Raw genomic sequence first — 19,974 nt, forward strand, 5'->3', positions numbered from 1 at the left:
CATGACTAACGTATGTGCCCTGACAGACATTGCCCCGGATACCGGCGTGTGCGCACTGCACGAAGGTGAGCAGGTTGCGCTGTTCCGTATTGGTAACACCGAACAGGTGTTCGCCGTCAGTAACTACGATCCATTCGGCAAGGCCAATGTGATGTCTCGTGGTTTGATCGGCACCAAGGGTGATCGCTACATGGTGGCGTCGCCGCTGTACAAGCAGCATTACGACCTGGCAACCGGTGAGTGCTTTGAAGACGAAAACATCAAGCTGAAAACCTGGACCGTTCAGGTGAAAGACGGCCGAGTCGAACTGGTGTAAGTACCAGCCTGCCATTGTCTGGCAGGCAAGACCCATCAACCGCTGTAACGTCGCCAGAAATGGCGGAGTTACAGCGGTTTTTTTATGGGATTTTATGGGGCTTTGTGTGAGGGCTGCAGCTGGTTGCAAAAGCAGGCTAATACGCGGTATTACAGGCACTCGTCATTATTGGTGCAGCGTTTGATATGAAGCCACTATCTGAAACACGTTTTTCTGCAGATGTGTCGCTGGCGGATATCAATGCCTTGTACAAGCGCAGCGGCGAATCCGGGCGGGCATCACCGTCGGATGTTCGGCTGGGACTGTTTTTGAACAACGAACTGGTATGCGCTGCTCGCCTGCAACGCTATGACCGCGGCTGGCTGCTACGTAATGTATGCACGCTGCCGGGTCATCGTTCCCAGGGCTGGCTTCGTTGCTGCTGGAGCATCTGCAAAGGTTGCATCTGGAAGAAGGCGCTGGGCTTTTGCGTCAGGGCGCAGCGCCAATATTCACCTTGCCATTACCTCATCTAGATGACTTTTATCGTCGCAACGGATTTGTGACTGTGGACAGCCCCCAAAGCCCGGATCTGCAACGGGTGTTTCATAGCGCCAGGAAACGCCATTCGCACATCCAGTGGATGAAGTTACGGCCTCTCGATAATTGATCTGCTGTTTTTGTCAGGATGCACCATCACGGTTCACATTGCTGGTGTTTGGTGGCGTTTAGTGGTTCGGAGGCTGAATCATGCGCCATTCTCTGGACCTGCCTACCTCAAAAAAGGCAGGTTTGCCCCAAGTTGGAACACTCCTTGCTGTAACAATCAGATAACCATATCCGTGATGCTTGCCAGGGCCTTTATTCATGAGCCAAACCCCTTCCACTGAAGACTTCCTGTATGCTGCCCGTCGGGCTGAAATTGCTTCGTTGAAGCAGCTGGAGGTCAGTTGTGATCTGGTGATTCGCGCCACCGAGCTGATTCACGAGCTGCAGCGAGAACGTGGGCTATCCAATTCCTTCCTGGTGTCGAGTGGTACACGTTTCTCCCGTGAGCTGCAGGATGAAATGAGCCAAATCCATGCAGCCGAGAAACACTTTCGCACCATGTTGGGGCGACTTCCATTGGGTGATAGTTCCCTGAATTCTTCACGACTGTTTAGTAGCGTAGCGTTTGTATTGCACGGACTGGATGAGTTGCCTGAACTGCGCCAGCAAATTCTGGCGCAAAAGTTAACTGCCGCACAAACCACCGGCCTGTTTAATCGTCTGGTCGCTGGCTTGATTCATGTGGTGTTTGAAGCTGCAGATATTTCCCACGACCCGGACATTACCCGCTCACTGATTGCGTTATTTAATTTTGTTCAGGGCAAGGAATATTCCGGTCAGGAACGGGCGTGGGGCTTGATTGGCTTCACCAGTGGTGAATTCAGCAACAAGGTTCAACAGCGGGTAAAAGACCTGCAAGAAGCGCAAATTCGTTGTTTTGATATCTTCACCGAATTCACGCAGCCGGTGCATGCCGACACTTTGCGCCGGATTGAGTCATCAGAAGCGGCGACCGAGCTTGAAAAGCTGCGTCAGATGATTGCCCGCGCCCGCCATGGTGACAGCTTGCCTGCGGCCATGAGCGAAATCTGGTATTCGGTCTGCACCCAGCGTATTGATGCCATGCAGCTGGCCGAAAAAGCATTGGCGACGTCGTTGCAACAGCTGTGCGAACAGAAAATCAAGCAGGCGGAAGAAGAATTGACGCTGCACACGGAGCAGATCAAATCCTTGCTTAGCGCCGAGGAGCCGCCGATTTCACCCTTGTCGCGTGATCCGGATGGCGATGACCTCGACGGCCCTGTGGTCAACGTTGCCGCTGGCTTTAACATCAAGCTGGCGCAGTCTGTGTCCGAGTTGGTGCAAGGGCAAGCGGCGCGAATTCAGCAAGTCAGCGCCGAGCTGGCAGAAGCCCGCCAGGCATTGGATGAGCGCAAGCTGGTGGAAAAGGCCAAAGGCCTGCTGATGCAGTCGAAAGGCATTTCAGAAGAAGAGGCTTATCGCGAGATTCGCCAGGCGGCGATGAACGGCAAGCAGCGTATTGTCGAAGTCGCCACCCATATGATCCGGGTGGCAGACATGCTCTTGGGCGAACAGCAAAAGTAATGTCTGGGGGGCATCTATTTAATCCGGTGCTCACTCTGGGCTACCGGATGGTTTCGAATCACGAAGCCGAGTTGCGGGCCTGACGGGTCAAGTCAAAAGTCGGCGACACAGAGTCGAGATCATCTGGCAGCCCCCGTAGGGCGCGGGTTGCCGCTGTCCATTGCTGTGTTGACGAGCTTGGAAAGGACACGTCATTCCGCTGCGTTCGTCGCCTTGCACTGAACAACGGCAACACTCGCGCAGAGCCGTGCAGGATTAAACAGATGTCCCCCTAGCCACGGTTGTGGCCGGATTGATGCTCAGCGCGTCGGATGTCTCTGGCGCGCCTGTCAGGCCCCCTGATGCTGGTTTTCCATCCGGCGCAGAAACTCCGCCATGATGTCATGGTACAGCGCAGGCCCTGTGGTCTGGTCTTCAACACCGGCATCGACGCTGGGGTTATCATTCACTTCAATCACCACCACACGATCGTCAACCTGCTTGAGATCGACGCCATAGAAGCCGTCACCAATCAGGCGTGTGGCTTGCAGAGCGGCGTTCAGCACAGGCGTTGGTACATCCCACACCGGCAAGGTATCGAAATCGCCGGAATCCACCTGTTGCTGATCATGCTGATAAATCTGCCAGTTGTCCTTCACCATGAAGTACCGACAGGCAAACACCGGTTTGTTGTTCAATACGCCAATGCGCCAGTCGAAGTCGGTGTACAGGTATTCCTGCACCAGCACCAATGCTGATTTTTGCTTCAGGGTTTTCAGGCCCTGCGCCAGCTCCTTGCGGTCCTTGGCTTTGGTCACGCCACGAGAGAAGGAACCGTCTGGTGTTTTTAAGACCATCGGGTAGCCTAACGCCTGTTCCAGTTGATCCATCACCGCGTCGCTGACCTTGCTGACGATCAGGGTGTTGGGCGTACCAATCTGATGGTTTTTCAGCAGGTCGGCCAAATACACCTTGTTGGTACAGCGCAAAATGGACGTAGGGTCATCCATAACAACCAGACCTTCGGCTTCGGCTTTTTTGGCGAAACGATAGGTGTGGTGGTCAATGGCGGTGGTCGCCCGGATAAACAGGCCGTCGTACTCCGCCAGCCGCATGTAATCTTTCTTGCTGATCAGCTCAACGTTAATGCCCAGGGTGTTGCCCGCCTGAATAAAATGCGTAATGGCCTCACTGTCGCTCGGCGGCAACGCCTCATTTGGGTCCAGCAAAATAGCCAGATCGTAGCGGTAGCGCTTGCGGGTTTTTGGCTTGCGCCAAATCTGGGTTGAGTAATCTTCCAGAGCGTTGGCAAACAGGGTTTGCTGGTCTTCGCCAATGTCTGGCAACGCCAGTACTTTCAGTTTGTCGACCTTCCAGCCACTGCCTGCCAGGTTGCCGCGACGCATGGTGACGTCCAGCACGGGAGCCGGAAAACGCTCGAACAATTGGCGACCCAGTTTTGCCAGAGCACCATGATCCTGGTGGCCTGCCACGTTGCCAAAGAACACCTGAAAATTGAACTGTTTGCTACTGGCATCGGTGGCTTCCAGTTCCGCGTCCAGCGCCTGATCCAGGCCTTCCAGCTGAAGTGCCAACAGGGACTTGCGGCGCACGTCGTTAAACACGGTGATGGATGGAATCACACTGTGGCCACGGGCTTCCGCCAGCAGCGAGCAATAGTAGCCCTTGCCCAGCGCGGTGCTGTTACGGCAGCAGTTCAGAACGCGTACTTTCTGGTCGGAGACGTCGCTTTCCAGCGCCAGATATTGATCGAAGGTAATCACGTCCTGGCTCGGGTAATAAGGTGCCCAGTCGTTCAGGTCATCAACCACGACGTAAAAAGCAGGCATAGGGCAGGGGTCCTTTGGGTAGTCCGGCACTGTTATGTTGGGAGTCAGTGCTGATTGGGGATAAGAAGTTTGATGGAGCCATAATGGAATTGGGTGCGCGCTTTGAAAAGCGAAGGTTTCTTGTCGTTAAGAGCAGAAACCTTCGTTTTTCTTTATGAAAAGCTCGGCCTATGGTGGCGCTTCTATTCCCACATAAGCGGCGTATTGGCCCTATGTCTTCTGCTGCACCTGTATCGATTCGAATGGCGCTGCCTACTGATGTCGATGCCCTTTTCGATCTTGAAATGTTCTGCTTCGATGGTGACCGTCTGTCCCGCCGTAGTCTTGCCTATTTTGTACGCCATGCTCACGCGGATGTGATGGTCGCGTTGCTGGACGGCAATGTGATTGGCTACGCCATTGTCATGTATCGGCGCGGAACCCGACTGGCCCGCTTGTACTCTTTGGCGGTGCACCCGGCTGCTCGTGGTTTGGGTGTAGGCAAGCGTCTACTGGCGCAGTCGGAGGCCAATGCGACGGATAAGGACTGCGGCTTTATTCGGCTTGAGGTCAGTATCGAGAATGAAGCTGCCATCGCTCTCTATCGGGCGTCAGGTTATGTTGCTCGTACCCGCTTGAAAGCCTATTACGAAAACGGCAGCGATGGCTGGCGCATGGAAAAAGCGCTCAGCCGCCATGCCAATCCGCCAGCGCGGCCGACCCCTTATTTCGAGCAAACAACGGATTTTACCTGTGGCCCCGCCAGTCTGATGATGGCGCTTGATGTATTGCAGCCGGACTATCAACCGTCCGAGCAGGAAGAGCTGCAAATCTGGCGCGAGGCCACCACCATTTTCATGACTTCGGGCCACGGCGGCTGTTCGCCCTATGGCCTGGCCCTGAGTGCCGTCAAGCGCGGCGTGAGTGTCAGTTTGATCACCGACCACGACGGTGTGCCCTTTGTTGATGGCGTTCGCCATGAACTCAAAAAACAGGTGATTGAAAAAGTACATGCGGACTTTCTGAAACAGCTGCGTGAAACAAGCGTTAGCCTGTTGTACCAGCCGATGGCGCTGGAGCCAGTGCTGGCGGCGTTAAAGCAGGGCAAGGTGTTGCTGTGTTTGATCAGTACCTGGCGGCTAAACCGCAACAAAGCGCCCCATTGGGTGGTGCTGAACGGCGCCGATGAGCGCTTTGTGTACCTGACCGACCCGGACTTTGACAAGGAGCAAGGCCAAAGCCCGACGGATTATGTTGATGTGCCGGTAACTCATCAGGAATACCTGGCGATGGCGTGCTACGGCAAGCAAAAGCTGCACGCGGCGCTGGTGTTGGGGGGAGGGTCGGTGGCTAATGCTGGCTGCTTCTGAGTCTTTTCGATGCGTTCTGTGTTCTGGTCGGCGTCTAAATAAATGTTGTTGTTAGATACTTTCCGAAATAGGGAATGACAGGCTGAGAGTAGAGTGGAAGCGGTTTTTGAGGTTCTGTGGAATTTGGCCAAGAGTTTAGGGGCGATGTTTATAACGTGTTTGTTTATGGCTTTGGCTACCGGAGCTCCTGATCCCAGAGAGTTCGATTCTGATCATAGTGAGTCAAACGTTGTTCCGGGTGCTGTTGCCGAGAAGAGTGACCTTGTGGCCAACATCATCTGGGTGCTTTTAACGCTGCCTCTGCTGTATTGGATATGGTTTTAGCTTTTCGGCGCTGATGGGCACGAGTGCCCATCCTATGGAGTGTGGTCGTGTTGGATGTGGGGGAGTTTATTCCCGATGGCTGGTGACGGTGCGCAGTGCGCACCCTACATGAGTACGTTTGAAGGCTTGATGTAGGTCTGATAAAGACGCGGAGCGGCTGCCATCTGACGTGTTGTATTCGCTGACGCTGCGGTGTTGGATGGCGCTCGCTGCGCTCGTTTATCCAACCTACGTTGTTGGTTATGTAGGAGGGAATTTATTCCCGATAAGACCATCGAGAGCAAGCTCTCTCCCACAGTTTCTGACGACATCCGACATCCGCAATCAAGCCACGTCTTCACACCAGGCTTTGCCGAACAGCAGGTTAGTACGCAGGTCGCTGATGTCTGCCTGCTGGCACAGCAGGTCGAAGTACCAACCCGAATCAAGGACGTCGCCAACGCACAGGACGCCGACGATGCGGTTGTTGTTGATCACCAGTTTTTTGTACACACCGGCGGCGAGGTCTTGCAGGTTCATCACTTCGTCGCCTTCTTCCGGTTCGTAGCGTCCCATGCTGTGCATGTCGACGCCGGACACTTTCAATTTGGTCAGGTGGTCTTGTTCGCAGTAGTGCTTGGGCTGGTGTTCGCTTTCCAGTGCGGCGGGGATGTGTTGTGCATCATGGTCGTAGTGTTTGTAGCGCAGCAGTTCATGGGCAAGCGTTTTGGCTTGTTCCCAGATTGGGGCAACGAGGCCGTAGGTCGCTCCTTCAAATTCGCAGCATTCACCCAGTGAGTAGGTGTTCGCGGCGGAGGCGTGCATGCGGCTATTGACCTTGATGCCTCGGCCCACGTCCAATCCAGCGGCTTTGGCCTGTTCGGCGTTGGGAATGATGCCGGTGGCAAAAACAATCAGGTCGGTGTTGAGCGTATGGGAGCGTTTATCGGCGCGGTCTTCATAGTGGATGGCGGTGGCCAGCCCGGTGGTGGCGTCTGAATCGATATTCAGTGGGTTAACTCCGGTTCTGACATCAACGCCGCGGCTTTCCAGTTCGCGTTGCAAAATGCCAGACGCGGTGGCGTCCAGCTGGCGGTTCATCAACACCGGATTGCGGTGCATCAGGGTGACGTTAAGGCCTTGTGATTTCAGGCCAACAGCGGCTTCCACCCCCAGCAGGCCAGCACCAATGACGGTGGCGTGCTGAATCTTGCCGGTGGCAGCCAACATGGCGTCAACGTCGGTCATGGTGCGGAAGCCCAGTACGTTGGCAGGCTTGTGCTCCAATCCCGGTAGTGGCGGAATGGATGAGCGCGAACCGGTAGCAAGCACCAGTGCCGTGTATGGAAACTGCTCTCCGGTGACGGTGGTAATGTGCCTGGTTTGGGTGTCGATGTGGTCAACAGCAGCGTTCAGGTGAATCTGGATGTGGCGCTGTTGGTACCACAGCGCATTGTGCGGCGTGATGGCTTCCAGTGTGGTTTCCTGAGCCAGCAGCGGTGACAGCATAATGCGGTTGTAGTGGGGGATGGCTTCATCACTGAGTACATGAATTGCGTCGAACGGGTGATCGATGCCCAGTTGCTCCAATACCCGGTTGGCCGCCATGCCGTTGCCAACAATTACCAGTGTTTTTGCGCTCATGTACGTTTGTCTCGCCATAAAAAAAGCGCTTGCTGAACGTTGCCAGTGGGCAGGTTCAGAAAGCGCCTTTGCATTCTTGTCAGGTTGTTTGAAAGGTCTGTGCTGACGGGCTGCTGTGTCGAATATCTTGTCAGCTACCGTTAACAGGTTTTTGAAGTCCGGCGTCTTTGCCAGTGCCCTGCGGTGGTGTCGCCCTTGGTTGCCTTTCAGGTTAAGGACCCTCTGAATAACTCGGTGCCCGCTCTGGATGACAGGGCGAAGCTGAATCACGAAGCTGATTTGCAGGCCTGACGGGTCAAGTCAAAAATCAGCGACACAAAGTCAGCAATGCCCTGTCATCCCCGCAGGGCGCGGCCTGCAGACCGCCAGAACGGCGTTGGCGAATTTGGAAAGGGCCAGCCATTCCGCTGCATTCGCCGCCTTGTTCTTACGACCTGCAGGACTCGCGCAGAGCTGTGCAGAGTTATTCAGAGGGTCCTTGATCTTTTATTGAAGCAGTATGTGTGCCAGTGAGTGGTTGAACATAACATTGGTGAGGCAGTTCGCGTCTGCTGGCGTATCTGGCTTGTACTTGTGTATTGGCCGTCTGGCTGACCAAGGATGACCGGGATGGGATTTTGCTCTGTTCTGGTGCCAGTCATGTGCAAGTGGATTGGTAATGGTGCGGAACGGGGCGGAATGAGGGTGAGATGAGCCTCCGGTTGCTCTGCATCTCAATGGGTCAGAAGTGCATCTGCGAGTTCTGTTTGTAGCATCTTGTGCTTAAAACGTAGCCACTTTGCCGCTGCTGTGCGGATCATGGTCGCATAGAGCACTCCAGCGCAGCGGTCGGCCGGTTGCGGCTTTGTCCTGGCTGGCTGCAAGACCGGCAGGACAGGCTTGGCACTTGGCTCAAATTTGATGCCAAAAAGTACCAGTTGCACCAAATGTTGGCGGGATCGTAGTGATTTATCAAATAGGTTTTCAGGACTCAATAAACGCAATGCTGACATTTTTATGGCAACGTCCGATTCGTCATTTTTGAATTTGGCCCGCTGCTTGCTAAGGATAAATCAACAACCAATTAACCGGCTTTGGCAACGAAGTACATGGCCGGATACAGATGCAACGATGCACCTTAAACAGGCAGGGCAGTGGCAACGCTGTTGATCATGGCCGCCCGGGCATTGTTGTATGGGTTTATCCCTCCATACTGTTTTCCCTCTCTGTGTGTTTAAGGTTGCTGACGCTCTGTATTCGGTCATCTTTTGCGACCATGCCCAGATTAACCTGATGAGTTTCAGACCTATGAGCGCAGAACGTTTTAACCTGCTGAGCTTCAGCGGCAAGATGAAAGTCCTCCACATGAGCTGGATGGCATTTTTTATTACCTTCTTTGTGTGGTTCAACCACGCTCCAATGCTGCAGGCCATTGCGTCCAGCCTGGGTCTGGCTCCGGCGGAAGTGAAAACCCTGCTGATTCTGAACGTTGCGCTGACCATTCCAGCCCGTGTCATCATCGGTATGCTGACTGATAAATTTGGTCCGCGGCTGGTGTATTCCGTGCTGCTGGCGGTGTGTTCGGTGCCGTGTTTTATGTTTGCCATGGCCGATACCTTCGAGCAGGCGGCCATCGCTCGCTTTATGCTGGGCTTTATTGGTGCCGGTTTCGTTATCGGTATTCGTATTGTGTCTGAGTGGTTCCCGGCCAATGAGCTGGGTACTGCTGAGGGCATTTATGGCGGTTGGGGTAACTTCGGTTCCGCCGCTGCGGCCTTCACCTTGCCTGTGATTGCCCTGTGGTTCGGTGGTGACGACGGCTGGCGTTACGCTGTTGGTGTTACCGGCGCGCTGTCGCTGATCTTCAGTGTGATCTACTACAAAAACGTGACCGATACGCCGAAAGGCTCTACCTACTTCAAACCTAAAAATCTGGGCGCTATGGAAGTGACCAGCAAGGGCGATTTCTTCTTCCTGCTGATCATGAAAGTGCCTATGTATGCTGCTCTGGCATTGCTGACCTGGAAGCTGTCCCCAGCGGGCGTCTCCATGCTGAGCGAATCCACTGCCTTGATGATTTATGTGGGCCTGGTGCTGTTGTACGTCTATGAGGTTTACAACGTTTGGAAAGTGAACAAGAACGTATTCGTAGAAGAAGTGCCAGAAATGCACCGCTATGAATTCAAGCAGGTGGCGGTTCTGAACGTGCTGTACTTCGCTACCTTTGGTTCCGAGCTGGCAGTGGTATCCATGCTGCCATTGTTCTTCGCTGAAACCTTCGACCTGTCACCTGTGATTGCCGGTATGGTGGCGTCTGCCTACGCCTTTATGAACCTGATGTCGCGTCCTGGCGGCGGCTGGCTGTCGGATAAATTTGGCCGTAAATCCACTCTGCTGATTTTGACCGCTGGTCTGGCTCTGGGTTACTTCGTTATGTCGCTGGTGGATAGCAGCTGGCCGGTATGGTTGGCCGTGGTTGCCGCAATGGCGTGTTCCTTCTTTGTTCAGTCCGGTGAAGGTGCGGTATTTGCTGTGGTGCCTCTGATCAAGCGTCGTCTGACCGGTCAGATTGCAGGTATGACCGGTGCCTACGGTAACGTTGGCGCGGTAACCTACCTGACTGTGCTGTCGCTGGTTGATTACTCCACCTTCTTCCTGGTGATTGCCGGTACTGCGGTACTGGGCTTCGTGGCGCTGCTGGCCATGCGTGAGCCAAAAGGTCACATGGTTGAAGTGAACGACGACGGCAGTGTGGCTATGATCAGCGTTGACTGATGTGTCAGAGAGTCTGATTAGCTGACTTAAATCACCCGGTTCGCCGGGTGATTTTGTATCTGGAGTTTGCCCTGTTGAAGCGACAGGTCGATGGCTCCGGGCGTGGGTAAACCGCGTATTCTGAATGCACACAAGGGGATTGAGCCATGGGGCAGCCCAGCAAACAGCAGTTGGATATTCGTGTTGGCGGTTGTTCAAAAGCCGGTGTGAAAGCCGAGAATCAGGATGCCTTTGCGGCTTACCAGCCGGGCGTTCAGGGCGCCCGTTACAAAGGCGTTGGTGTGTGTGTGGCTGACGGGGTCAGTTGCAGCGAAAACGCCAGTCAGGCCAGCACCCTCAGTGTTACCCATTTCTTGCAGGACTACTACAGCACACCGGAAAGCTGGGATGTAAAGAGCGCGGCCAGCAAGGTGTTGTCCTCTCTGAACGCCTGGCTGTTTCATCACAGTTTGCAGGGTGGCGTTAAGCAGGATGGCTTGATCACCACCTTTACCGCAGTGGTGGTGAAATCGGCAACGGCGCATATTTTTCACGTTGGCGACAGTCGGCTGTTGCACATCAGTGGCAGTTCGGTAGAGCAGGTCACCCGTGATCATGTTCAGCCTCAAACGGGCCATCTGACCCGAGCGTTGGGGATGGATTCGCACCTGGAAGTGGACTATCGGCAGCGGGATGTGCGCATCGGCGATTTGCTACTGCTGGCCAGCGATGGCTTCTACCGTTTTGTGTCGTTACCGGAACTGACCGCCAGCCTTGAACAGCTGGAGTTTCCGGCCAGCCAGCGGGTGCTGGAGCAGTGGTGCCAACAGTGGGTAGCGGCCGCTGAAGGCAATGGCAGTGACGACAACATCACCTGTGTACTGCTTCAGGTAGTTGATTTGCCCGCGCCTGAAATTGAGGAAGTTGCACGGCAGAATGCCAATCGGGTGATTCCACCGGTGCTGGAGATCGGCCAAAAGCTGGATCAATACCAGGTGCTGGATGTGTTGCATTCCAACAGTCGGTCCCATGTTTACAAGGTTCGTAATACGCTTAATGACGAGATCGGCGTGCTAAAAGCGCCGTCGATCAACTTTGAGGACGATGAACAGTACCTTGAGGCGTTTGGTCGTGAGCTTTGGGTTGGCCGGCGTCTGGATCACCCCAATCTGATGAAAATGGCGCCGCAGAATGACCGCAGCCAGTTTCTCTATCAGGTGTGCGAATACCTGGACGGTGCCAATCTTCGCCAATGGATGCACGATCATCCAAACCCGGAATTACCGATGGTGCGGGAAATCATCATGCAGGTGATTGCGGGCTTACGGGCGATGCAGCGAAAGGGCATGGTGCACCGCGACATAAAGCCCGAAAACATCATTATTGGTCATGACGGCCGGGTGCGGATCATCGATTTTGGCGCTGTCTCGGTCAAAGGACTGGCGGAACTGGGCAGCGGCAAACGTGAAGAGCGGCCGGAAGGCGACGTCGGTTACATCTCACCAGAATATGTGATGGACGGCATTGCAGTGACTGCCAGTGATCAGTTCTCACTGGCGGTGATGGTGTACGAAATGCTGGCCGGATGCCTGCCATATGACATGGCGCAGGTGATTCGTCGTGGTGCCAAATCCACGGGAGAATGGCATTACCGTTCCTTGCGGGAGGCTCGGCCTGATCTGCCATTGTGGTTGGATTTGGCCATCAAGAAAGCCTGTCACCCAAAACTGGAACAGCGGTATGAAAGCTTCTCTGAGTTTGCTGCCGACTTGCAGGCACCGAATCAGGCTCTGCTGAAATTACACACCCGCAAACCCTTGATGGAGCAGGCACCAACCCAGTTCTGGATGTTGTTGAGTTTGCTGCTGGGGATGATGTCGCTGGCCCAGTGGTGGTGGATTTTGAGGTAGGGCGCGAGAGAAGAGACGACTGGTAAAAGGAATTAACACCAGAACAGCAGCCACGCTGTTCTGGTGAACCGGACGACCGTTCAGCTCCCAACGGAGAAAGAAGGCCAAAGCGGACATCGGCTGTTAAGCGATCAGAACTTGGCCGATACCCAGGCCCACAGCTTGTCAGTGTCGGCACCGCTATCGCCTTTGCTGTACATTGCGGCTTTCAGGCCAACGGTGAACATATCGTCGATTTTCTTGACGGCCAGCAGGTCCAGTTCAGAACCCAAATCAGCGCCGCCTTCATCGGTATCGAACATGTGGTACATACCCACCAGTTTCACACCGGCAACATTGCCAACGGCTTTGAGGTAAGTATCTGTCAGGCCGGAGGCTGGGGTGCCCAGGAACTTGTCAGCCCAGCCATTGAAAGCGTGCTTGGTGGCCATAAAGGTCTGGAAACCGTACGCGCCGTCGTCGCTGCCCAATACTTCATAACCTGCAAAAACCTTGGCTTTGCCCAGCGTGGCACCCAGTTCAGCGAACAGGTAGTTGGCGCTGTAGTCCTTGGCGTCCTGCATGGCGTATTCCGCCGTGTACATCAGGGTGGTGCTTTCCAGCGCTTGCTTGCCAGCAAAACGCACGCCCAGGGTATCGGCGTTGGACGCTGCGTTGGCCGGGTTGTCTTCGTTTTTCTGGTAGTAGCCATAACCGGTCAACTTGCCAGCCTCAAGACCTTTGTAGCTGACATTGAAAAGGTTGTTGGCAACATCAACTTGGGTAAACAGGATGGTGTTGATCTTGTCGATGTAGGCGTAGGTGACGTCCCAGTCGTCGTTGCTGAAACCGGCCTTGAAGGCATCGAAGGTTTGCTCGTTCTGGCGCCAGCCAACGTTACCAGCGAAACGGGCGTTATCCAGAATAATGCGCTGACGGCCCAGAACTGCGGATACGCCATCTTTGGCGTAGCTGATTTGCACGCGGTTGAATTCGGTATTAACCGGGTCGGCCACGGTGTTGTACTGGGCGTCTTCCGGGTTGTATTCGTCGATCAGAGCGCGTGTGTCTTCCAGCTCCACCAGTGCTTTGAAGCCGTACAGGGAACCGGTTTCATAACCGAGGTTGGAGCCCAGAGTCAGAGCCGTGGCTGCATCCAGTGTGTTGTCGGTGTCGTTGGTTTCGTAGCGCAAGTTGAACTGGGCAATTGGCTTGCCTTCGGTCAGGGCTTTTGCAACGTCGGTTTCGGCAGAGGCGGTTTGGCTGGCGGCGGCGGTGGTCATGGCGATAGCAGCCGCTAACAGTGACTTCGTGTACATGCAGTTGATTCCTTCATCGGTATGTTCAGTTTCAAACCGCCGAGCGAATCCATCCCGATGCCGAAACGGCAGCAGTGACTCACCGGGCTCCCCGGTTTTTTATGGTTGTTGGTGTTTCATGTGCGGGGCAGGAGTCAGGCTCCTGCGGGCAAGCGACGCTTTTTTATTCTGTTATTGGCCGCTGTGATGCAAGCTGCCGCTTTCTGTGAGCGGCTATTCAGGTGCTTCTGTGTAACCCGATGCTTGTTAACTGCTGCACCGGGTTTACAGAGGCCCTTGTCGTTCAGGCGACTTTGGTTTTGCCGTCGCTCTTTTTGGATTTTACGTCGCTGATGTGCTCAACTTTTTTTTGCTTCTCGTACAGGAACTGCAATACCTGGCTACGGTAGTGGTTGTAGCGTGGGTCATCCGCCAATTCGAGACGGTTACGTGGGCGTTCCAGTTCGATATCGAGAATCTCGCCGATGGTGGCGGCTGGGCCGTTGGTCATCATCACAATGCGGTCTGACAGCAGTACGGCTTCGTCAACATCGTGGGTAATCATGATCACGGTGTTGTTCAGGTCTTTCTGGATTTCCATCAGGGAATCCTGCAGGTGGGCGCGGGTGAGGGCGTCCAGTGCTCCAAACGGTTCATCCATCAGCAATACTTCTGGTTCCATGGCAAGAGCGCGAGCAATGCCCACACGCTGCTTCATACCACCGGAGATTTCATCCGGGCGCTTGTGCATGGCGTGGTCCATGTGCACCAGCGCCAGATTGTGCTCAATCCATTCCTTCATTTCGGCTTTGGATTTTTTGCCTTTGAAGACGGTTTTTACCGCCAGCTCAACGTTCTGGTAGGCGGTCAGCCATGGCAGCAGCGAGTGGTTCTGGAACACCACCGCGCGTTCAGGACCTGGCTCGTTTACTTCTTTGCCATTCAGTACCGCACCGCCTTCGGTGGCTTGCAGCAGACCGGCAACGATGTTCAGTACGGTCGACTTACCACAGCCGGAGTGACCAATCAGGGAAATGTATTCGCCTTTTTTGATCTTCAGGTTCACGTCGCGCAGGGCGCGGAAAGAACCTTTCGGAGTCTGGAATTCGATGCCACAGCCGGTGATGTCGAGGAAATTGCTCATTATCTTGCTCCTGGTGCTTTCGCATTCCCCTCCAGCCCAGAGGTCTGGGGTGGAAGGGCAGTCATTTGGTGATCGGTTCAACCTGGGTTTGTTCAGCAACCCGGATCAGCGGATTTCTGCGGACTTGTCCCAGCTAAAGGCCTTCTGCAGGCTCAGCATCATGCGGTCGAGCAGGAAGCCGATGAAGCCAATGGTCAGCACCGCAACCATGATGCGGCCAAGGGAGTCGGAAGAACCGTTCTGGAATTCATCCCAGACAAACTTACCAAGGCCCGGGTTCTGAGCCAGCATTTCGGCGGCAATCAATACCATCCAGGCAACGCCCAATGACAGACGCAGACCAGTGAAGATCATTGGCAGTGATGATGGCAGCACGATCTTGGTCACATGAGTCATGAAGTTCAGACGCAGTACCTTGGAAACGTTTTGCAAATCACTGGAGATAGACGCCACACCCACAGAGGTGTTGATCAGGGTTGGCCACAGGGAACACAGCATCACGGTGATCATGGAGTTGATGAACGACTTCGGCACGGTTGGGTCGGCAGAGGTGTACAGCGCGGATACCACCATGGTCACCAGCGGCAGCCAAGCCAGTGGGGAAACCGGTTTGAAAATCTGGATGATCGGGTTAAAGGCCGAGTTCAGGGTAGGGCTCAGGCCAGTCAGAATACCCAGTGGAATGGCGATCAGGGACGCCAGAATAAAACCGGACAGCACCGTCACCAGCGACGTTGCAATCTGGTCGAAATAGGTTGGTTTGCCAGTGTAAGGGCGAATCTTTGGCTCATAGGATGGGTCTTTTGCCATCCGGGCCTCGTTGCGTTTTTCCTGGCGCTCGTAGAAGGCCTCGGCTTTTTCGCGTTCGGCAAAATGCTCTTCGATCAGGCCAGTGCTTTGCTCATACACATCGGCCGGGCCAGGGAAGTTACCCAGTGAGGTTTCAATGTTGCTGGCAGCAGCGTGCCAAAGCATCAGGAATACCAGAATACCAGCCATTGGCACGCCAATAGCCTTGATGATGACCTGTAGATTGTTGCTGACGTCGTCGCCTTTGGCGATTTTAACGACTGGCTCCAGCCAGCTGATGTTGGATAACGCGATGCTCATTTCTCTCTCCTGCCAGGGTTATATCCCCGTTGTGGTTGCCAGCCCTGCTGTTGGATGGCTGGCAAAACCGGGTTTAGGGGATGATCCCCCTGCTGCAATTGGCGACTGCATTCTGCCAACTGCGGTATTTCTTATGTGGGCCCCTGATACAACCGGATTCAGGGGCGGGTTTTACAAGATCAGATGGTGTCTGAACCTTTCAGGCCGATGTCGAACTTCTTCAGGTACTCGTTAGGCTTGGTACCGTCATAAGTGATGTTGTCGATGAAGTGCTTCTGTGGTGCCTTGAAGCCGGTTTCCTTGTCGAAATCCGGGAAGTCCTTGGCTTTCAGCTTGCCTTCGGCGATCAGCTCTTTGGCAGCCGCTGCATAGATGTCCGGGCGGTAAACCTTCTTGGCAGTTTCCATGAACCAGTCATCAGACTTCTCTTCAGCAATCTGACCCCAGCGACGCATTTGGGTCAGGTACCAGATGGCATCGGAGTAGTACGGGTAGGTGGCGTTGTAGCGGAAGAATACGTTGAAGTCCGGCACGTCACGCTTGTCGCCTTTTTCGTATTCGAAGGTACCGGTCATGGAGTTGGCGATTACGTCGTAGTCGGCGCCTACGTAGTTAGGCTGTGACAGGATCTTCACCGCTTCCGGACGGTTGGCGTTGTTGTTGGCATCCAACCACTCAGCCGCACGAATCATGGCTTTTACGACTTTCTTGTGGGTGATCGGGTACTTGTCAGACCAGGCCTTGGATACACCGAACACTTTTTCCGGGTTGTCTTTCCAGATTTCGTAGTCGGTAACCACTGGCACACCAATGCCCTTGAATACCGCCTGCTGGTTCCACGGTTCGCCTACGCAGTAGCCGTAGATAGTGCCGGCTTCCAGAGTGGCTGGCATTTGTGGTGGCGGGGTAACAGACAGCAGTGCGTCGGCGTCAATCTGACCAGAGGTGTCGCCCTTGGCCGGTGCGTAGTAGCCAGGGTGGATGCCACCGGCTGCCAGCCAGTAACGCAGCTCATAGTTGTGGGTAGAAACCGGGAATACCATGCCCATGTTGAACGGCTTGCCTTCAGCCTTGTACTTGTCAACCACTGGCTTCAGTGCGTCAGCCTTGATCGGGTGAACCGGTTTGCCGTCGGCCTGCTTTGGAATGTTTGGCTTCATCTGGTCCCAGATATCGTTGGAAACCGTGATGGCGTTACCGTTCAGGTCCATGGAGAACGCGGTAATGATGTGAGCCTGGGTACCAAAACCAATGGTGGCACCAAGAGGCTGGCCTGCCAGCATGTGAGCACCGTCCAGCTGACCGTCAATGACGCGGTCGAGCAGAACTTTCCAGTTGGCCTGGGCTTCCAGAGTGACGTACAGACCTTCGTCTTCGAAGAAGCCTTTTTCATAGGCAACAGCCAGTGGCGCCATATCAGTCAGTTTGATAAAGCCAAACTTGAGCTCTTCCTTCTCGGCCCATTCCTCTGCGCTGGCAGACGGCACAGACAGTGTGGCCAGTCCGCTTGCCAATACAACCGCTGTGGTCAACAGCTTGCGGCGCAGTGTGTTGATACCTCGCATCATGCTTCCTCTTCTTAGGCTTAAAAAACAAAAAAGGCGCTACGACATAACGTCGGTAGCGCCTTTGCTGAAACTTCAGGTGTTCTTGATTTTTGGTTAGCCCGCCATTGGGCTTGTGAAATGACTAATACAAGCGGTGTGCCAAATTGTTTGGAATCGGTTGGCGGTCAGGATCGATTGGCAGTTTGTTAAATAGCCTGCCTTGACAAGATCGCTGGTTCGAAAAATTTCAGACAGCGGCAGGCTTGTGAGACGGAAGTGTCGGCTTAAATCAAGTGGCTCAAATTGCCACAAAGCCCCATCTTTACTGGTGTTTTCAAGAGAGTGAAAGGCTGTTGAGTTTTTGGTCACAAATACACATCGCTGGATGGAGGTTCTTACTCGGTTGAGCGAAAAAACGACGCTTTAGCCATCCTGAAGGGATTATTCATGGCTATAAAACGCAGCGAACCTGGCCTGATTTCACTGTTTTGTCAGCTTTGGCCGTTATTTGCCCGGCGACATTTTTGACAAATTGGTCGGGATTCGGTGGCTGTCTATGTCAGCGGAAGGAGGTTGCGAGGAATCGCTGGAGCATGCTGGTGCATTGTTGTGCGTCAAATGAGCATCTGCGTATTAATACGGTGCGCTGTTTCGGGGCGCTGTTTCGGGGCGTTGTTTCGGTGTAAGAAACGAAAACTTCAGCTCCGTATGTGATGTCGATGATGAGAAGAGTGAGAGTGCAATATCTACAGCATTGGTCTGAAAAATATACACGGCGAGAGTACGGCTAACGATCTGGTTTTTAATAATTTCCAATAAAAACAAAAAGTTATAACTTGGCATGAGGCTTGAAACACTCTGAGTGTGAGTGAGAAATCACCACGGCGGTAACCCGCCTCCGCATTCAGCCATCCGCTTGAATCGGTTTGGGTTAGTGTCCAATGACAGGTAAAGGGGACATCTATTTAATCCGGTGCTCACTCTGGGCTGCCGGATGGTTTCGAATCACGAAGCCGACTTGCAGGCCTGACGGGTCAAGTCAAAAGTCGGCGACACAGAGTCGAGATCATCTGGCAGCCCCCGTAGGGCGCGGGTTGCCGCTGCCCAGTGCGGTGTTGACGAACTTGGAAAGGACACGTCATTCCACTGCATTCGTCGCCTTGCACTGAACAACGGCAACACTCGCGCAGAGCCGTGCAGGATTAAATAGATGTCCCCTAAAGAGGAGTTAGCACTATGGCTAATACAGCTCGCGTTCAAGAGAACACTCAAGCCAAAGAAGACGTGAAAGAGGCCGCCGAACAGGCCGCCGACATTACAGAAAGCAACGTCAAGAAGATGCAGCACACGGCCAGTCATCTGTATCACCAGGCACATGATGTGGCCGAAAGCGCCGCTTCGCGCTCCAAAGAGATGGGGCAGGCCGCCACGACCTACGCCAGGGAAAATCCGCTCAAAACCGCCGGTATGGCCTTTGTTGCCGGAGCACTGTTGTCTGCGCTGATCAAGCGTAAGTAATTCAGATGCGGGCTTTGGCCCGCTCGAAACACTTGTATGGCTACGCCGAGGATAAGCGTTATGAATCAGTCGGCATCGATAGATAAAACCGTATCCAACACAGCACCACATGCTCACAACGAGGAACGCGTTGACACGGCCGCGCAACAGGCAGCGGAGACGGCAACCGACGACGTGAGTTGGGACCAGTTGCTGGCCGGGATTAAACAAGGCTCGGCAACCTGGCTGAAGCTGGTGCAAACGGAAGCACAGCTGGCCGTGGATACGATTGCCCGACTGCATGCGCTTAGCCTGTCGATGGCGGCCATTGCGGTGACAGGCTGGATGGCTCTGATGGCGACCATCGGAGCGCTGGCCTGGAAGCAGGGGATGGCGCTGGAAATGATTTTTGGCGTCGCTACCCTGATGTGTTTGGGGGTTTTGTACGGTTTACGTCAATACCACCGCAAGTTGCTCCGGTCGCTCGGTTTTCAGGCGTCGTTACGACAGCTTGGTCTGGGAACCTCGGGCAGCACAGCGGCTGAAGATAGCCCTTCAGATAAACAGTAAACCGTTTCTTCTCAGGAGGCCTTATGTCGAATCGCGCTGATCTGATGGCCAGACGAGACGATCTGGAAGCCCGCTTGGTCAATCAAAGGAAACATACTGTCAGCCATTGGCACGGATTCAAATTGGGTGTAACCGCCAGGCTGGTGCACCCGCTGACGCTGCTGGGCGTTGCCGGAGTCGGCTATCTGGTCAACCCGGTGTCGCTGCGGAAGCCCAAAGCAGCTGGCCAGTCGAGTAGCTATTCAAATACCGAGCCGGCACCTTGCCAACATCATTCGCCAGACAGTGATCAGAAAACGAAGCAGGATGACGTAAATGAACCGTCTGTGCTGTGGGGTTTCATCAAGGGGATGGCGGCACACCATGTGAAGCTGAAAGCCGAACGGATTATTCAGCAGGCACTGGCGGATTGGAAAGATAACCGCGGTACCGAGCATTCAGAGGCTGCTCAGTATGCTGAATCTGAAGAAAATGCCGAGCGCAGCCAGACAGAGCATAATCAGCCCGAGCACAATCAGACTGAACGTGACTAGCGAATTGCAATAAATAGCCCTTTTAAGCTGCAAATCATCAGCAATTTCCGAATTCAACGTAAAAATCCGACTTTCTGGC

General features: G+C 54.2%; 16 protein-coding genes. 9 read left to right on the plus strand and 7 right to left on the minus strand.

Translation table 11 applies throughout. The features are described 5' to 3' along the window. Nucleotide 1: 1 nt before the first annotated feature. The 3 genes from nirD (at nt 2) to ACXADJ_RS04135 (ending at nt 2,449) form a co-directional block, all read left to right on the plus strand. A complete protein-coding gene (gene nirD, locus ACXADJ_RS04125; protein ID WP_036536701.1) occupies nt 2-316 on the plus strand; it encodes a nitrite reductase small subunit NirD in 315 nt (104 codons plus the stop codon). Nucleotides 317-501: 185 nt separating this feature from the next. Then, nucleotides 502-831 (plus strand): hypothetical protein, encoded by a 330-nt coding sequence (locus tag ACXADJ_RS04130; RefSeq protein ID WP_475063417.1) that lies wholly within the window; start codon nt 502-504, stop codon nt 829-831. A gap of 331 nt (nt 832-1,162) precedes the next feature. Next, nucleotides 1,163-2,449 (plus strand): nitrate- and nitrite sensing domain-containing protein, encoded by a 1,287-nt coding sequence (locus ACXADJ_RS04135; protein WP_475063419.1) that lies wholly within the window; start codon nt 1,163-1,165, stop codon nt 2,447-2,449. Nucleotides 2,450-2,778: 329 nt separating this feature from the next. On the opposite strand, the gene ACXADJ_RS04140 is transcribed toward ACXADJ_RS04135, so the two are convergent. After that, entirely contained in the window at nt 2,779-4,278 is a 1,500-nt protein-coding gene (locus ACXADJ_RS04140) for a RimK family protein (RefSeq protein WP_475063421.1), read from the minus strand. Between the two features lie 212 nt (nt 4,279-4,490). Here ACXADJ_RS04140 and ACXADJ_RS04145 point away from each other — a divergent pair, with 212 nt between their 5' ends. After that, nucleotides 4,491-5,627, plus strand: coding sequence for a peptidase C39 family protein (locus ACXADJ_RS04145; protein ID WP_475063423.1), 1,137 nt, complete (start codon nt 4,491-4,493; stop codon nt 5,625-5,627). Between the two features lie 648 nt (nt 5,628-6,275). Here ACXADJ_RS04145 and ACXADJ_RS04150 read toward each other — a convergent pair. Continuing rightward, complete coding sequence (locus ACXADJ_RS04150; protein ID WP_475063425.1) at nt 6,276-7,574, minus strand: NAD(P)/FAD-dependent oxidoreductase; 1,299 nt, start codon at nt 7,572-7,574, stop codon at nt 6,276-6,278. 713 nt (nt 7,575-8,287) lie between these two features. After that, nucleotides 8,288-8,566 carry a hypothetical protein gene (locus ACXADJ_RS04155; RefSeq protein WP_475063428.1) on the minus strand — a complete coding sequence of 93 codons (279 nt, stop codon included), beginning with the start codon at nt 8,564-8,566 and terminating at the stop codon, nt 8,288-8,290. A 295-nt stretch (nt 8,567-8,861) separates the two neighbouring features. Here ACXADJ_RS04155 and ACXADJ_RS04160 point away from each other — a divergent pair, with 295 nt between their 5' ends. Both ACXADJ_RS04160 and ACXADJ_RS04165 read left to right on the plus strand, forming a co-directional pair. After that, on the plus strand, nt 8,862-10,328 hold the full coding sequence (locus tag ACXADJ_RS04160; protein ID WP_475063430.1) for a NarK family nitrate/nitrite MFS transporter: 1,467 nt from the start codon (nt 8,862-8,864) through the stop codon (nt 10,326-10,328). Nucleotides 10,329-10,474: 146 nt separating this feature from the next. Beyond that, nucleotides 10,475-12,217: a bifunctional protein-serine/threonine kinase/phosphatase gene (locus ACXADJ_RS04165; RefSeq protein WP_475063432.1), complete on the plus strand. Its 1,743-nt coding sequence runs from the start codon at nt 10,475-10,477 to the stop codon at nt 12,215-12,217. A gap of 131 nt (nt 12,218-12,348) precedes the next feature. Here ACXADJ_RS04165 and ACXADJ_RS04170 read toward each other — a convergent pair whose 3' ends face one another. From ACXADJ_RS04170 to ACXADJ_RS04185, 4 genes are all read right to left on the minus strand, one after another. Next, nucleotides 12,349-13,515, minus strand: coding sequence for an alginate export family protein (locus ACXADJ_RS04170; RefSeq protein WP_475063434.1), 1,167 nt, complete (start codon nt 13,513-13,515; stop codon nt 12,349-12,351). 283 nt (nt 13,516-13,798) lie between these two features. Then, on the minus strand, nt 13,799-14,638 hold the full coding sequence (locus tag ACXADJ_RS04175) for an ABC transporter ATP-binding protein (protein WP_036536692.1): 840 nt from the start codon (nt 14,636-14,638) through the stop codon (nt 13,799-13,801). Nucleotides 14,639-14,743: 105 nt separating this feature from the next. Next, entirely contained in the window at nt 14,744-15,748 is a 1,005-nt protein-coding gene (locus ACXADJ_RS04180) for an ABC transporter permease (RefSeq protein WP_475063437.1), read from the minus strand. Nucleotides 15,749-15,927: 179 nt separating this feature from the next. Next, nucleotides 15,928-17,313 (minus strand): CmpA/NrtA family ABC transporter substrate-binding protein, encoded by a 1,386-nt coding sequence (locus ACXADJ_RS04185; protein WP_475068126.1) that lies wholly within the window; start codon nt 17,311-17,313, stop codon nt 15,928-15,930. A 1,218-nt stretch (nt 17,314-18,531) separates the two neighbouring features. Between ACXADJ_RS04185 and ACXADJ_RS04190 the strand changes: the two genes are divergently transcribed. The 3 genes from ACXADJ_RS04190 to ACXADJ_RS04200 are packed head-to-tail and all read left to right on the plus strand — an operon-like array spanning nt 18,532 to nt 19,895. Further along, on the plus strand, nt 18,532-18,813 hold the full coding sequence (locus ACXADJ_RS04190) for an ElaB/YgaM/YqjD family protein (RefSeq protein WP_475063439.1): 282 nt from the start codon (nt 18,532-18,534) through the stop codon (nt 18,811-18,813). 60 nt (nt 18,814-18,873) lie between these two features. Beyond that, entirely contained in the window at nt 18,874-19,362 is a 489-nt protein-coding gene (locus ACXADJ_RS04195) for a hypothetical protein (protein WP_475063441.1), read from the plus strand. 23 nt (nt 19,363-19,385) lie between these two features. After that, a complete protein-coding gene (locus ACXADJ_RS04200; protein ID WP_475063443.1) occupies nt 19,386-19,895 on the plus strand; it encodes a hypothetical protein in 510 nt (169 codons plus the stop codon). Nucleotides 19,896-19,974 lie beyond the last annotated feature (79 nt).

The sequence above is a fragment of the Oceanobacter sp. ABM4_470 genome, from assembly GCF_056158645.1.